The organism is uncultured Cellulomonas sp. (genome assembly GCF_963527515.1).
Taxonomy (GTDB): domain Bacteria; phylum Actinomycetota; class Actinomycetes; order Actinomycetales; family Cellulomonadaceae; genus Cellulomonas.
This window is the reverse complement of sequence record NZ_CAURTV010000006.1, coordinates 17,853-31,990: the sequence shown is the minus strand read 5'-3', so window position 1 is coordinate 31,990 and position 14,138 is coordinate 17,853. Positions and strand designations below refer to the sequence as shown.

The window sequence follows — 14,138 nt, the reverse complement described above, 5'->3', positions numbered from 1 at the left end:
ACACTCGGAGCACCCATGACCACTCGCACCCTGCGCATCGGGATGAACGGCATCACCGGCCGGATGGGCTACCGCCAGCACCTGGTCCGCTCCATCCTGTCCATCCGCGACCAGGGCGGCGTCACGCTCGAGGACGGCACGCGCGTGCAGGTCGAGCCGATCCTCGTCGGCCGCAACGCCGAGAAGGTGCGCGAGCTCGCAGAGCTGCACGGGGTCGAGCACTGGACCACGGACGCCGACTCGGTGATCAACGACCCCACGGTCGACATCTACTTCGACGCCCAGGTGACCAGCCGCCGCTACAGCGCGCTCACGGCGGCGATGAAGGCCGGCAAGCACATCTTCACCGAGAAGCCGACGGCCGAGACGCTGGCCGAGGCGATCGACCTGGCCCGGCTGCGCGAGAGCACGGGAGTCACCGCCGGCGTCGTGCACGACAAGCTCTACCTGCCCGGCCTGGTCAAGCTGCGCCGGCTCGTGGACGAAGGCTTCTTCGGCCGGATCCTGTCGCTGCGCGGCGAGTTCGGCTACTGGGTGTTCGAGGGCGACGGCCAGGAGGCGCAGCGCCCCAGCTGGAACTACCGCAAGGAGGACGGCGGCGGCATCGTCGTCGACATGTTCTGCCACTGGAACTACGTGCTGGAGGGCATCCTCGGCACGGTCCGGACGGTGAACGCGCAGACCGCGACGCACATCCCGACGCGCTGGGACGAGCAGGGCACGCCGTACGACGCCACCGCCGACGACGCCGCCTACGGCATCTTCGAGATCGAGACGCCGGGCGGCGACCCGGTGATCGCGCAGATCAACTCGTCCTGGACGGTGCGCGTGTACCGCGACGAGCTGGTGGAGTTCCAGATCGACGGCACGCACGGCTCGGCGGTCGCGGGACTGAACAAGTGCGTGGCCCAGCAGCGCGCGCACACTCCGAAGCCGGTGTGGAACCCGGACCTGCCGGTCACCGAGTCGTTCCGCGACCAGTGGCTCGAGGTCCCCGCCAACGGCGACCTCGACAACGGGTTCAAGCTGCAGTGGGAGGAGTTCCTGCGCGACGTCGTCGCCGGGCGCACCCACCGGTTCGACCTGCTCTCGGCCGCCCGGGGCGTGCAGCTGGCCGAGCTGGGGCTGCAGTCGTCGGCAGAAGGTCGTCGCCTCGACGTCCCGACCATCGCGCTGTGAGCCTCGACCGGCTGTCGCTGAACACCGCGACGACCAAGCGCTGGACCCTGCAGGAGGCGGTCGACGGGGCCGTCCGCGCCGGGTTGCCCGCGATCGGCGTCTGGCGCGACCGCGTCCAGGAGGCCGGGGTCACCGAGGCCGCGAAGATCATCGCCGACGCCGGGCTGCGCGTCTCGTCCCTGTGCCGCGGCGGGTTCCTCACGGCGGAGGACGACGGCGACGCGAAGGCCGCGCTCGACGACAACCGCCGTGCGATCGTCGAGGCCGCGACGCTCGGCACGCGCGAGCTGATCATGGTCGTCGGCGGCCTGCCTGCCGCGACCGCACCGGGCGGACCCGCACGTCCGGGGACGGCCGGACGCGACCTCGTCGGCGCGCGGCAGCGGGTCGCGGACCGGATCGGTGAGCTCGCCCCGTTCGCGGCCGGGCACGGCGTCCGACTCGTCCTGGAGCCGCTGCACCCGATCTTCGCGGCCGACCGAGCCGTGATCTCGACGCTCGGGCAGGCGCTCGACCTCGCGGAGCCGTTCCCCGCGGACGTGGTCGGAGTCGTCGTCGACACCTACCACGTGTGGTGGGACCCGGACCTGCAGCGGCAGATCGCGCGTGCAGGCGCGGCCGGACGGATCGCGAGCTTCCAGGTGTGCGACTGGGTCCTGCCGCTGGCCGCCGACCCGCTGCTGTCCCGCGGGCACGTCGGCGACGGGTACATCGACTTCGCGACGATCACCCGGTGGGTGGCCGAGGCCGGGTACACCGGCGACGTCGAGGTGGAGATCTTCAACCAGGCGATCTGGGACACCCCGGGCGACGAGACGGTCGCGACGCTGGCCGAGCGCTACACGCAGCTGGTCGAGCCCTACCTGTAGACCGGCAGCTCCCGCAGCACCGCCGCGAACCGCCGGCCGATCAGGCGGTGGGCCTCGGCGTCCGGATGGATGAGGTCGCGCATCGGCAGGTCGTCCCAGTCGGGCCAGCCGTAGAGGGACGTGCCGTCGACGTAGGTCAGCGCGCTGTCCGCACGGGCGTCGACCACCGCGCTGAGCACGGACCGGATGACCGTCAGGGTCAGCTTCCCGTCGGCGACCTCGGACGCGTGGCCCGTGGTGCGGAAGACCGAAGGGTCCGCGGGGTCGAGGGACGTCGGCCCCGGGGTGGTCTCGACCAGCGGGCACAGGAGCGGCGACACGACCACCAGAGGAGTGGTCGGGTGCCCCTCGCGGATCGTGTCGAGGAAGCCGTGCACCGCGGGCGCGAAGGCGCGCAGGTGGATCGCGTCGTGGTTGACCACGTTGATGCCGAGCTTGAGGGTGATGACGTCGGCGGGCTGGTCCCTCAGAGCGCGGGCGACGAACGGGTCGAGCACCGCGTTGCCGGAGAACCCGAGGTTGACCAGGTCGAGCCCGGCGGCGCGCGCGGCGACCATCGGCCACGCGCCGAGCGCGCTCGCGGCGCCGGCGCCGTGGCTGATCGAGGAGCCGTGGTGCACCCAGCGCGGCGCGGTGACCGGGTGCGGGGCGGACAGGGGTGCGTCGGCGGTCACCGCGACGAGGCGGGTGGTCTCCCGGGGCGGCAGCCAGATCTCGACATCGCGCTCGACCGACCCGTCGCCGCCGAGCCCGAGGTGCACGACGCCCGGCGGACCGGGGCGCTGCACGGTGGTGCCGGCGTTCGGCTCCAGCGCGATCACCCCGGCCTGGGAGGCACATCCCGGCGGCACTGTGCGACCGTCGACGAGCACGTCGTACGGCTGGGGGTCACCGGGCGGCTGCGGGTCCACCGCGACGCGCAGCACGTTCACGTCGAGGCGTACGGATCGCGCCGCGGTGCGGAACCGCAGGCGTACGCCGGAGGGCTGCGACTCGACCATCGCCATGAAGTCGTCGGGGAACTGGTGCCGCGCCCACGCGGGGAGCCGGTGCGGGAGCAGACCGTCGGGAGTCTGTTCGCACCAGCTGGCCCCCCGGATCTCCACCTCGGGGTCCAGTCGCATCAGGGGATGTTCCCGTGCTCGCGGAACTCGCGCCAGACGTTTTCGAAGAAGTCGTCGTCCTCGGGGATCGGCCGACGCGGCCGCCAGCGGAAGCTCGTCCGACCGGCGGGGTCGTCGGCGGACGGCTCCCAGGAGGTCTCCTGCACCTCGTCGTCGAGCGCCCCGCCGTCGAGCGTGAACCGGAACACCTCGGGCAGATCGGTCAGGCCATGCGGGATGGTGCCCGACGGGTCGGTGTAGAGGACCGAGCCGCGGGACCGGCCCCCGTGCGCGACGTAGTCGGCCATGGCGGACAGGTACACGTACGCGCTCGTGAGGATGTCGCGGACCAGGAACGTGCGGTTGATCGAGCGGCGAGAGGAGGCGTCGGCGGAGACCGTCGACTCGTACTGGGCGAGCCACTCGTGCACCTGCACGAGGGCCTCCTGGATCGACTCGGCCGAGCGGACCGGCCCGGCCTTGGCGCTCATCAGCACCTGGACCTCGTCCAGCAGGTCGCCGGTGTTGTCGGGGGTGCCGGAGGCGGCGCGTGCGGAGGCCGCCTCGACGAGCGCGAGGGCGGCGTCCACCACGGGCGCCGCGGCGTCGTCGAACGGGGCCGGGTGGTCGGAACGTCGCGCCGCGATGAACTGCGCCGCCCGCGTCGCGCCGACCTGCCCGCTGTTCAGCGCCGCGCCACCGGGCCGGTAGACCCCGTGCGCGCCGCCGGCCTCCCCGACCGGGAAGAAGCCCGCGATGTTCGACTGCCACCAGGCGTCGACCACGAGCCCGCCGTTGTTGTGCTGGGCGCAGACGTCGACCTCGAGCATGGTGGTCTCGAGGTCCACGTACGGGTTCTTGCCCAGGTAGAACTGGTACGCGGGCTCGTTCATGCGCCGCAGCCGCTCGATGGGCGTGCCGAACAGGACACCCGCACGGTCGAGGTACTCGTGGGCCTCGGGGCTCAGGGCGGTCGGGTCGAACACCTCGGAGACAGGGTTCCGACGGAAGTCGAGGAACACCCGGCGCCCCCGCAGCACGGTCTCGCGGTAGACCAGCAGGTCGATCAGCGACGAGCCGTCGAGCGCCTTCCGGATGTCGAACGGCCACTGGTAGCCCTTGAGGAACACCAGCGACATCAGCTGGCCGTAGTCGGGGATGGCCTCGGTCAGGAACTCCCGCTCGTCGCCACCGTCGGGATCCGTCGAGACGAACGTCGGGATGACCTGCATGTAGGTGCCCGACACGTTCCAGCGCGGGTGCGTGGAGGCCAGGCCGAACTGCCACTCGGTGAGGTTCTTGCCGTGCACACCCGCGCGGTACGCCGCCCCGGACGCACCCCACTGGCCATGCGGGAACACGCGCGTCGCGTACATCCCGGCCGGCCCGCCGGTCGCGTAGACGAGGTTGGTGCAGCGGAACAGCAGGAACGGGGACTCCGCTCCGTCGTGCGGCACGTCGGTGCGCAGGACCAGCAGCCCCGCGACCGCGCCGTCGTGGACGATGACGTCCACCACCCGGCACTCGTCGTAGATGCGGGTGCCGTTGCGGTGGACCTTCTTCTCCAGCTGCTCGACCATCGACCGGCTGGTGTACGGCCCGACGGACGTGGCGCGACGACGCGGGTCGTGGTCGGTCTTGTAGCCGATGAACTCCCCGTACCGGTTCTGCGGGAACGGCACGCCCAGGTCGCACAGGCGCAGGAACCCACGGGCGCTCAGGGCGGCCTCGGCCAGGGCGTTGTCACCATCCATGGCGCCGCCGGAGTAGAGCGTCTCGGCCATCTCCCGCACGGAGTCCCCGTCGCCGCCGGAGAGGGTGAGCTTGTAGTAGGTCTGCTTGTCGGAGCCGGCGTTGCGCGACGAGCCCGCGTTGACCTTGTCGGCGACCATGACGAGGTCCGTCTGCCCCAGCTCCCAGAGCCGGTCGGCTGCGCAGAACCCCGCCGAGCCGGTGCCGACGACCACAGTGTTGACGGTGACGACGGGGACGCCGTGCAGGGTCTCCATCAGAGCACCGGGATGTGCAGGCCGCCGTCGACGTGGAACACCTCGCCGGTCGAGTACGGGGTCTGCCCGGAGGCCAGGATCGCCACCGCGCCGGCGACGTCGGACGGGCGGCCCCAGCGGTTGATGGGCGCCAGCCCCTCGGCGATGAGGGCGTCGTACTTCTCGGTCACGCCGGCGGTCATGTCGGTCGCGATGACGCCCGGGCGCACCTCGTAGACGACGATCCCCTCGGGGGCCAGGCGGACCGCGAACAGCTGGGTGGCCATGGCGACGCCGGCCTTCGAGATGCAGTAGTCACCGCGGTTGGTGGAGACGGCGGTCGCGGAGATGCTCGAGACGTTGATCACCGTGGCGCGCGGGAGGGAGTCGCTGCCCAGCGCGATGACCCGGTTGGCGAACGTCTGCGTGAGGAAGTACGGCCCGCGCAGGTTGATGCCGAGCACCCGGTCGAAGCTCTCCGCGCCCGCCTCGAGCAGGTCCGCCCGCACGGTCGGCGCGACGCCGGCGTTGTTCACCAGCAGGTCGAGCCGGCCCCACGCGTCCACGGCGTCGTCGACGAACCGCGCATGGTCGTGCAGGTCCGCCACCGAGCCCTGCACGTAGCGGACCCGGCCGGGGGCGTCGAGCGACTCCAGCAGCTCGGTCGGCTCCTCGCGCGTCGCCAGGATCGAGACCGCGAACCCGTCGGCGAGCAGCCGCTGCGTGATCCCGAGCCCGATCCCGCGATTGCCCCCGGTGACCAGTGCGACTGCCGGCATCGTTGCCTTCCCATCGTGAGTGCGTGCCCCGATCGTGCCACGGCGACGAGGATGAGGGCAAGCGCTTTCCAGCCGAAGGGTCGAAGGCGGAGGCGCACCTGCCGCTACCGTGCGGCCCATGATGGGAAGCCTGCTCGTGCTCCTGCTCTACATCGTCGTCCCGGTCGTCGTGCTGGTCGTCCTGTACTGGACCGTGCGGCTGGCGGTCCGGGACGGGATGGTCGACGCGCACGCACGTACGGGCTCGCCGCCCCGGGTCTAGCAGGCTGCGAGGATCGGGGGCGTGATCCCCCGATGACCGCGGTGCTGACCGCGCTCGGCACGATGGGGCTCGTCGTCGCCCTCGGCTGGTTCCTCGCGCGCCGCCGGGTGGTCGGCGACCGCGCCGCCCCGGTGCTCGCCCGCGTGGTGTTCGCGGTCGCGACGCCGGCGCTGCTGCTCACCACGGTCGCGCACGCGGACCTGCACCTGCTCCTGTCCCGCACCGCGGTGGTCACCTGGGCCTCGACCGCAGCGGTCGCCCTGGTGGCGGTCGTGGTGCTGCGCGCGGCGTGGCACCGGTCCGCGGCGGACGTCACGGTCGGCACGCTCGCCTCGTCCTACGTCAACGCCGGCAACCTCGGGCTGCCGCTGGCGGTCTACCTGCTGGACGACGCCGTCGCGGTGGTGCCCACCCTCCTGTTCCAGCTGCTGGTCCTCGCGCCGGTCGCGTTCGCGGTGCTCGACGCGCGAGCGGGTCCCCTGCAGGCGCGGGCCGTGCTGCGACGGACGCTGAGCAACCCGATCATCGTCGGCACGCTCGTCGGGCTGCTCCTGGCGGCGCTGCCGTGGGACCTGCCCGAGGTGGTCTACGAGCCGTTCCGGCTGGTCGGCGCCGCCGCCGCGCCGCTGGCCCTGCTCACGTTCGGCATGTCGCTCGCCGTCCCGCGGACGGTGGACACGACGGCACCGCGGCGGGACCTCGCGCTCGCCGTCGGGCTGCGGACCCTGGTCCACCCCCTGCTGGCCTGGGGTCTGGGCACCGCCCTCGGACTGCCCGCGCACGCGCTCCTCGCGGTCGTGGCGATGGCGGCGCTGCCGACGGCCCAGAACGTGCTGGTGTACGCGATGCAGTACCGGCACGGCGAGGCGCTCGCGCGCGACGCCGGGCTGGTCACCACGATCCTGTGCGTGCCCGTGCTGCTGGTGGTGGCCGCGACGCTCGGGTGAGGCCGGGTCAGGGCAGGCGCGCGCCCTCGGGGATCTCGATCTGGTCGTACGCCAGCACGTTCGGCACGCCCGCGAGGCCGGCGAGGTGGAGCACCTCGGCGTTCTCCTCGACCGCGACGGCCACCTTGAACGCGAGCTTGAGCGAGACGCCCACGGCGAGCAGCCCGTGGTTGGCCCACACCACCGCGTTGACGTCGTCGCCCATCAGCTCGGCGCTGCGCCGGCCGAAGTCGGCGTTGGTGGAGAACTCGAACGGCATGACCGGGATGGTGCCCTTGGCGTACAGGACCATGTTCAGCAGCACCGGGTCGATCTGCCGGCCGAGGACGCCGAGCACGTTCACGAACGTCGACTCGGTGTGCACGATCGCGCGGGCGTCGGGGCGGCGGCGGTAGTGGGCCAGGTGGACGGGCAGCTCGGTCGACGGGAGCAGGTCGCCCTCGAGCACGGTGCCGTCCATGGCGACGACCACCATGTCCTGCGGGGACATCGCGTCGTAGCGCACGTCGGACGGCGTGATGACGATGGCCTCGGTGCCGTCGTCGGCGGTGAGCCGCACGCTGATGTTGCCCTGCGTGTTGAAGTTCAGGCCGCAGCGGACCGACTCGCGGCAGTAGTAGAGGATCTCCTCCCGCAGCTGCACGCTCGCGAGGGATCGGATGGACGTGTCGATGCTCATGGCACCCTCTCGGTCGATCGATTGAATCCTTTCATCAGGATTCCGCGACCGGCCGCCCGCAGCGAGGGACCTTGGTCCTCAGCGGCTACGTGCGCTCGACCCGGCGCTCCGCGGCGGCCCACTGGCGGTCGCTCGGACCACCGGTGGCACCCGGTTCGTAGCGCCTCAGGTCCAGCCCGCGAGCGCCCACCGCCCGCAGGTCCTCCAGGCCGCCGGACAGCACGCCCGCGGCCCTCGCCTGCACCAGCACGTTGCCCAGCGCCGCGCCCTCGACCGGCCCTGCGACCACCGGCAGGCCCGTGGCGTCCGCCGTCAGCTGGCAGAGCAGCTCGTTGCGCACCCCGCCGCCGACCACGTGCACCACGCTGACGGACCGGCCAGCAAGGTGTGCCGCCTGCCGGACCGCCCTGCGGTACGCGAGCGCCAGCGAGTCGAGGATGCAGCGCACGGTCTCCGCCTGCGACTGCGGGGGCGTCTGGCCCGCCCGCGCGGCCTCGTCGGCGATCCGCGCGGGCATGTCTCCGGGCGGCAGGAACGCCGGTCCGTCGATGTCGACCACGGTGGTCAGGGCGGGGACGCGGGCGGCGGCGGCCAGCAGGTCGGGCAGGTCGGCGGGCAGGCCGGCCTCGTTCCAGGTGCGGATGGACTCCTGCAGCACCCACAGACCCATCACGTTGCGCAGGTAGCGGACCGTGCCGTCGACGCCGGCCTCGTTGGTGAAGTTCGCCGCGCGGCTCTCCTCGGTGAGCACCGGGTGGTCCAGCTCGAGCCCGACGAGCGACCAGGTGCCGCAGGAGATGTACGCGAAGTCGGTGCCGGTGGCGGGCACGGCCACGACCGCCGAGGCGGTGTCGTGCGAGCCCACCGTCCACACCGGGACCGACCCGTGCAGGCCGACGTCGTCCCGCACGTGCCCGAGCAGCACCCCGGCGTCGCGCAGCGGCGGGAGGAGGTGCTCCGGGAGACCGAGGGCGGACACCACGTCCGACGCCCACGTCCGTGTGGTCGCGTCCAGCAGCCCGGTGGTCGACGCGTTGGTCACCTCGGCAACCCGCACGCCGGTCAGCCAGTAGCCGAGCAGGTCCGGGACCAGCAGCATGCCGCGGGCTGCCGCCAGCGCCGCGGTGCCCTGCGCGGCCACCAGCTGGAACACCGTGTTGAACGGCTGCACCTGAAGGCCCGTGCGGGCGTAGAGCTGCGGCGCGGGGATCGTCGCGAAAACCTTGTCCGGCACGCCGTCGGTGCGCGCGTCGCGGTAGTGGAACGGGGTGCCGAGCAGCTCTCCGTCGCCGTCGAGCAGGCCGTAGTCCACCGCCCACGAGTCGATGCCGACGCCGTCCAGCGGCCCGGCGGCACGCAGCCCGTCCAGGACCCCGCGGTAGAGGCCGAGCACGTCCCAGTGCAACGACCCGCCCACCCGCACCGGCCCGTTGGGGAACCGGTTGGCCTCCCGCAGCGCGACCCGGTCGTCGCCGACGGTGCCGACGATCACCCGGCCGCTGGAGGCCCCAAGATCGACGGCAGCGAACGCGCTCACCGGAGCGCCCCGCCGAGATCGAGGGTTCGGCACGAGACCGTGGGTGCGAACCCGCGATGTGGTGCCGAACCCACGATCTCGGGCTCCAGGGCGCTCACCGGAGGAACGCCGCCGCCACGCCCGAGTCGACCGGGACGTGCAGGCCGGTGGTCTGCACCAGGTCGGGGCCGGTCAGCGCGAACACCGCGGCGGCCACGTGCTCGGGCAGGACCTCCTTCTTGAGGATGGTCCGCTGCGCGTAGTAGGCGCCCAGCTCCTCCTCCGGCACGCCGTAGGTGGCGGCACGCTTGGCGCCCCACCCGCCGGCGAAGATGCCCGACCCGCGCACGACGCCGTCGGGGTTGACCCCGTTGACGCGGATCCCGTGCTCCCCGAGCTCGGCCGCGAGCAGCCGCACCTGGTGGGCCTGGTCGGCCTTGGTGGCCGAGTACGCGATGTTGTTCGGGCCGGCGAACAGGGAGTTCTTCGACGCGATGTAGACGATGTCGCCGCCCATGTCCTGCGCGATCATCGCCCGCGCCGCCTCCCGGGCGACCAGGAACGAGCCGCGCGCCATGACGTCGTGCTGCAGGTCCCAGTCGCGGGTGGTGGTCTCCAGCAGCGGCTTGGAGATGGACAGCCCGGCGTTGTTCACCACGAGGTCGACGCCGCCGAACGCGAGCGCTGTCGACGCGATGAGGTCGGCCACATCGGACTCCGAGGTCACGTCGGCCTTGACCGCGATCGCCACGTCCGGACCACCCAGGGAGGCGGCCACCTCGGCAGCACCGTCGAGGTTGACGTCGGCGACGACCACGCAGGCCCCCTCGGCGGCGAGCCGCTCGGCGATGGCCTTGCCGATGCCCGACCCCGCGCCGGTCACCAGGGCGACCCGGGTGGCCAGCGGCTTGGGCTTCGGCATCCGCGCGAGCTTGGCCTCCTCGAGCGCCCAGTACTCGATCCGGAACTTCTCGGCCTCGTCGATGGGCACGTAGGTGCTGATCGCCTCGGCGCCGCGCATGACGTTGATCGCGTTGACGTAGAACTCGCCGGCCACCCGGGCGGTCTGCTTGTCCTTGCCGAACGAGAACATGCCCACGCCGGGGACCAGCACGATCGCCGGGTCGGCGCCGCGGATCGCCGGGCTGTCCGGCGTGGCGTGCCGGTCGTAGTAGGCCTGGTAGTCGGCGCGGTACGTGGCGTGCAGCTCCTTGAGGCGGCCGACGACCTCGTCGACCGGCGCGTCCGGCGGCAGGTCCACGACGAGCGGCTTGACCTTGGTGCGCAGGAAGTGGTCCGGGCAGGACGTGCCCAGCTCCGCGAGGCGCGGCAGGGCGGCGCGGGACACGAAGTCCAGGACGACGTCCGAGTCCGTGTAGTGACCGACCTGCGGCTTGTCCGTCGAGGCCAGCCCGCGGATCACCGGCGCCAGGGCGGCGGCGCGGGCGCGGCGCTCGTCGTCGGGGAGCGGGGCGTTCACCACCTCACCGAACGGGTGCGTGCCGGTCTGGGAGGCGATGAACTCCTCGGCCGTCCGCACGATGTGCAGCGAGCGCTGCTCGGCCTCGTCCGAGGTGGAACCCCACGCGGTGATGCCGTGCCCGCCCAGGATGCAGCCGATCGCCTGCGGGTTCGCGTCCTTGATCGCCGCGATGTCCAGCCCCAGCTGGAACCCGGGCCGACGCCACGGCACCCACACCACCGAGTCGCCGAAGACCTGCCGGGTCAGGGCCTCACCGTCGGCGGCCGTCGCGAACGCGATGCCGGAGTCCGGGTGCAGGTGGTCCACGTGCGCCGCATCGACCAGCGCGTGCATCGCCGTGTCGATCGACGGAGCGGCGCCGCCCTTGCCGTGCAGGCAGTAGTCGAACGCGGCGACCATCTCGTCCTCGCGCTCCACCCCCGGGTAGACGTCGACCAGCGCGCGCAGCCGGTCGAGGCGCAGCACGGCCAGGTTCTTCTCGGTCAGCGTGCCCAGGTCACCGCCGGAGCCCTTGACCCAGAGGAGCTCCACGTCGGTGTCGGTGACCGGGTCCTTCGCCGCGCCCTTCGCGGACGTGTTGCCGCCCGCGTAGTTCGTCGTGCGCGGGTCAGCCCCGAGCCGGTTGGACCGTGCGACCAGCTGCTCCGCGACCGTGCTCATGCGCCCCACCCCGCCTGCGTCCCGCCGACCCGCTCGGCGACGATCTTCTCCGCGTACCCGGACGCCTTGTAGGCCGCGATCGGGTCGGGGTCGAGCCCCTGCGACTCCCTGAGCTCGACGAGCAGCGGCCGCACGTCCGTGTTGTACGCGTCCATGACCAGACCGTTGGCGCCGAGCACGTCGCCGGCCGTCTGCGCCGCGAGCAGCGCGTCCGCGTCGACCAGCAGCGCCTTCGCCGTGGCCTCCTGCACGTTCATGACCGAGCGGATCTGCCCGGGGATCTTCGGCTCGATGTTGTGGCACTGGTCGAGCATGAAGTTGACCCCCGAGTCGGGCGCCAGGGCTCCCGACTGCACGATCTCGTGCATGATCCGGAACAGCTGGAACGGGTCCGCGGAGCCGACCATGAGGTCGTCGTCGGCGTAGAACCGCGAGTTGAAGTCGAACGCCCCGAGCCGTCCGGCACGCAGCAGCTGCGCGACGATGAACTCGATGTTGGTGCCGGGCGCGTGGTGCCCGGTGTCCAGCACGACGAAGGCCCGGTCGCCCAGCGCGAGGCAGTGCAGCAGCGACGTGCCCCAGTCCGGGATGTCCATGGCGTAGAACGCGGGCTCGAAGAACTTGTACTCGAGGATCAACCGGTGGTTCGGGTCCAGCGCTGCGTAGATCTCCGCCAGGGAGTCGGCGAGCCGGTCCTGGCGGGCGCGCAGCGAGTCCTGGCCGGGGTAGTTCAGGCCGTCCGGCAGCCAGATCTTGAGGTCCGTCGAGCCCGTGGCGCGCATGACGTCGATGCACTGCACGTGGTGCGCGATCGCCTTCTTCCGGACGACCGCCGACGGGTGCGTCAGCGAGCCCAGCATGTAGTCGTCGTCCTGGAACAGGTTCGAGTTGATCGCCCCGATGGACACCCCGAGCCCGGCGGCGTGCGCGGCGAGGTCGTCGTAGTCGTCGACCAGGTCCCACGGGATGTGCAGGCTGACCCGCGGCGCGACGCCCGTGTACCGGTGCACCTGCGCGGCGTCGGCGATCTTCTCGTAGGGGTCGCGCGGGACGCCCTGCTGTGCGAACACCTTGAACCGGGTGCCCGAGTTCCCGAACGCCCAGGAGGGGAGCTCGATGGTCTGGCTGGAGAGGACGTCCGACATGGTCATGCGGGGAGCTCCTGGGAGTGGGTGGCGAGGCCGGCCGCACGCAGCTGGTCCTCCAGGTGGAACACCTCGTCGAGGACTGCGAAGCCCTCGTCCGGGTTGCCGTCGGCGACGAAGAACTCGCTCATCTCGGCCTGCCAGCGCGGGTTGACCGCGGTGCGGGTCATGGCCTCCTGGGCGCCGACGTAGTCGTCGGTCTGGAGGTAGCCGACGAGCAGGCCGTCCGGTGCGAGGAACAGGGAGTAGTCGCGCCAGCCGGTGTCCCGCAGGGCCTCGAGCATCTCGGGCCACACGGCGGCGTGCCGCGACCGGTACTCGTCCAACCGGTCGGGTCGGACGCGGGAGATGAAGCACACGCGAGTCATGCGGCTGCCTTCCGTCGCATCGCCTTTGAAACGATTCACGCACTCTATGTAAGCGTTTACCAGTGTGTCAAGGGCCGGGCGGAAGCACGCGCCCGGCCCCCGCGGCACTCAGAAGTCGAAGTCCCCGATGTTGTCCTTGTCGAAGACGTACGGGTCCCCCAGCAGCACCGTCGCGTCCGCCCCGACGGTGTACTCGCCCAGCTCACCGGCCTCGAACGTGTCGCCCTCGGCGCCCGTGATCGTGCCGTCGACCATGGCGGCTGCCGCGTACGCGGCGAGGTAGCCCAGGTCCTCCGGGTTCCACAGCGCGAACGCCGTGACCGTGCCGTCCTCGACGTAGTCCCGCATGTCGTTCGGGGTGCCCAGCCCGGTGAGCGCGACCGTGCCCTTGAACGTGGAGGTGGACAGGTACCGGGCGGCGGCGGCGATGCCGACGGTGGTCGGCGAGATGATCCCCTTGAGCTCCGGGTAGGACTGCAGGAGCGCGGCGGTCTTGTCGAACGAGGTCTGGTCGTCGTCGTCGCCGTAGACGGTGTCCACCAGCTCGATGTCCGGGTGGTTGGCCGACAGGTCCTCCTTCATCAGCTCGATCCACGCGTTCTGATTGGTGGCGTTGGCCGTCGCGGACAGGATGGCGATCTGCCCGGCGTCGCCGATCTGCTCGGCGATGAGGTCGATCTGCGCCTTCGCGATGCCCTCCGCGGTGGCCTGGTTGATGAACAGGTCGCGACACTCGGCGTCCACGTCCGAGTCGAACGTGACGATCGTGATGTCCGCCTCGCGGGCGGAGTCGAGCGAGCTGCACAGTGCCGACGGGTCGTTGGCGGACAGGACGATCGCGCTGACGCCCTGCTGCGTGAGGGTGTTGATGAAGCTGACCTGGCCGTCGGCGGTGGCCTCAGTCGGGCCGACCTCCTTGAACGTGCCGCCCAGCTCCTCGACCGCCGCCTGGCCGCCCTTGCTCGAGGTGTCGAAGTACGGGTTGCCCAGGTTCTTCGGCAGGAAGGTGATGGACAGGTCGCCTCCCTCGGAGGCCCCGCCCGCGGTCTCTTCCGAGTCGGGCGAGCCGGACGTGCAGGCCGCGAGGGCGAGGACCAGGGCCGTGGCGGCCGTGGCCGCCCGGACGGAACGACGCGAGAACCACGTCATCGTGGGGCTCC

General features: G+C 71.8%; 13 protein-coding genes. 4 read left to right on the top strand and 9 right to left on the bottom strand.

Annotation, left to right across the window (positions count from 1 at the left end):
• The first annotated feature begins 15 nt into the window (after positions 1-15).
• Together RYN42_RS03190 and RYN42_RS03185 are read left to right on the top strand one after the other, a co-directional pair.
• Positions 16-1,179, top strand: coding sequence for a Gfo/Idh/MocA family oxidoreductase (locus RYN42_RS03190; RefSeq protein ID WP_315093657.1), 1,164 nt, complete (start codon positions 16-18; stop codon positions 1,177-1,179).
• Entirely contained in the window at positions 1,176-2,048 is an 873-nt protein-coding gene (locus RYN42_RS03185) for a sugar phosphate isomerase/epimerase family protein (RefSeq protein ID WP_315093655.1), read from the top strand. The genes RYN42_RS03190 and RYN42_RS03185 overlap by 4 nt, the downstream gene beginning before the upstream one ends.
• Here the strand turns inward: RYN42_RS03185 and RYN42_RS03180 are convergent.
• Genes RYN42_RS03180 through RYN42_RS03170 form a run of 3 tightly spaced genes read right to left on the bottom strand, consistent with a single transcriptional unit; the run spans position 2,039 to position 5,918 of the window.
• Positions 2,039-3,172, bottom strand: coding sequence for an SGNH/GDSL hydrolase family protein (locus tag RYN42_RS03180; RefSeq protein WP_315093654.1), 1,134 nt, complete (start codon positions 3,170-3,172; stop codon positions 2,039-2,041). The genes RYN42_RS03185 and RYN42_RS03180 overlap by 10 nt on opposite strands.
• A complete protein-coding gene (locus RYN42_RS03175) occupies positions 3,172-5,160 on the bottom strand; it encodes an FAD-binding protein (protein WP_315093653.1) in 1,989 nt (662 codons plus the stop codon). Before RYN42_RS03175 ends, RYN42_RS03180 begins: the two co-directional genes overlap by 1 nt.
• Entirely contained in the window at positions 5,160-5,918 is a 759-nt protein-coding gene (locus RYN42_RS03170; RefSeq protein ID WP_315093651.1) for a 3-ketoacyl-ACP reductase, read from the bottom strand. Before RYN42_RS03170 ends, RYN42_RS03175 begins: the two co-directional genes overlap by 1 nt.
• A 118-nt stretch (positions 5,919-6,036) precedes the next feature.
• Between RYN42_RS03170 and RYN42_RS03165 the strand changes: the two genes are divergently transcribed.
• Both RYN42_RS03165 and RYN42_RS03160 read left to right on the top strand, forming a co-directional pair.
• Positions 6,037-6,180, top strand: a complete 144-nt coding sequence (locus RYN42_RS03165) for a hypothetical protein (protein WP_315093648.1) — start codon at positions 6,037-6,039, stop codon at positions 6,178-6,180.
• Positions 6,181-6,212: 32 nt separating this feature from the next.
• A complete protein-coding gene (locus RYN42_RS03160; RefSeq protein WP_315093647.1) occupies positions 6,213-7,127 on the top strand; it encodes an AEC family transporter in 915 nt (304 codons plus the stop codon).
• A 7-nt stretch (positions 7,128-7,134) separates the two neighbouring features.
• On the opposite strand, the gene RYN42_RS03155 is transcribed toward RYN42_RS03160, so the two are convergent.
• The 6 genes from RYN42_RS03155 to rhaS all read right to left on the bottom strand — a co-directional run bounded on the left by RYN42_RS03155 (position 7,135) and on the right by rhaS (position 14,127).
• Positions 7,135-7,806: a class II aldolase/adducin family protein gene (locus RYN42_RS03155; RefSeq protein WP_315093646.1), complete on the bottom strand. Its 672-nt coding sequence runs from the start codon at positions 7,804-7,806 to the stop codon at positions 7,135-7,137.
• Positions 7,807-7,891: 85 nt separating this feature from the next.
• A complete protein-coding gene (locus RYN42_RS03150) occupies positions 7,892-9,343 on the bottom strand; it encodes a rhamnulokinase family protein (RefSeq protein ID WP_315093644.1) in 1,452 nt (483 codons plus the stop codon).
• A gap of 94 nt (positions 9,344-9,437) precedes the next feature.
• The gene (locus RYN42_RS03145) at positions 9,438-11,465 is read right to left on the bottom strand and encodes a bifunctional aldolase/short-chain dehydrogenase (protein WP_315093642.1); all 2,028 of its coding nucleotides are present in this window, start codon (positions 11,463-11,465) and stop codon (positions 9,438-9,440) included.
• The gene (rhaI, locus tag RYN42_RS03140; RefSeq protein WP_315093640.1) at positions 11,462-12,616 is read right to left on the bottom strand and encodes an L-rhamnose isomerase; all 1,155 of its coding nucleotides are present in this window, start codon (positions 12,614-12,616) and stop codon (positions 11,462-11,464) included. The genes RYN42_RS03145 and rhaI overlap by 4 nt, the downstream gene beginning before the upstream one ends.
• Positions 12,613-12,978: an L-rhamnose mutarotase gene (locus RYN42_RS03135; RefSeq protein WP_315093638.1), complete on the bottom strand. Its 366-nt coding sequence runs from the start codon at positions 12,976-12,978 to the stop codon at positions 12,613-12,615. Before RYN42_RS03135 ends, rhaI begins: the two co-directional genes overlap by 4 nt.
• A gap of 108 nt (positions 12,979-13,086) precedes the next feature.
• The gene (rhaS, locus tag RYN42_RS03130; RefSeq protein WP_315093636.1) at positions 13,087-14,127 is read right to left on the bottom strand and encodes a rhamnose ABC transporter substrate-binding protein; all 1,041 of its coding nucleotides are present in this window, start codon (positions 14,125-14,127) and stop codon (positions 13,087-13,089) included.
• Positions 14,128-14,138 lie beyond the last annotated feature (11 nt).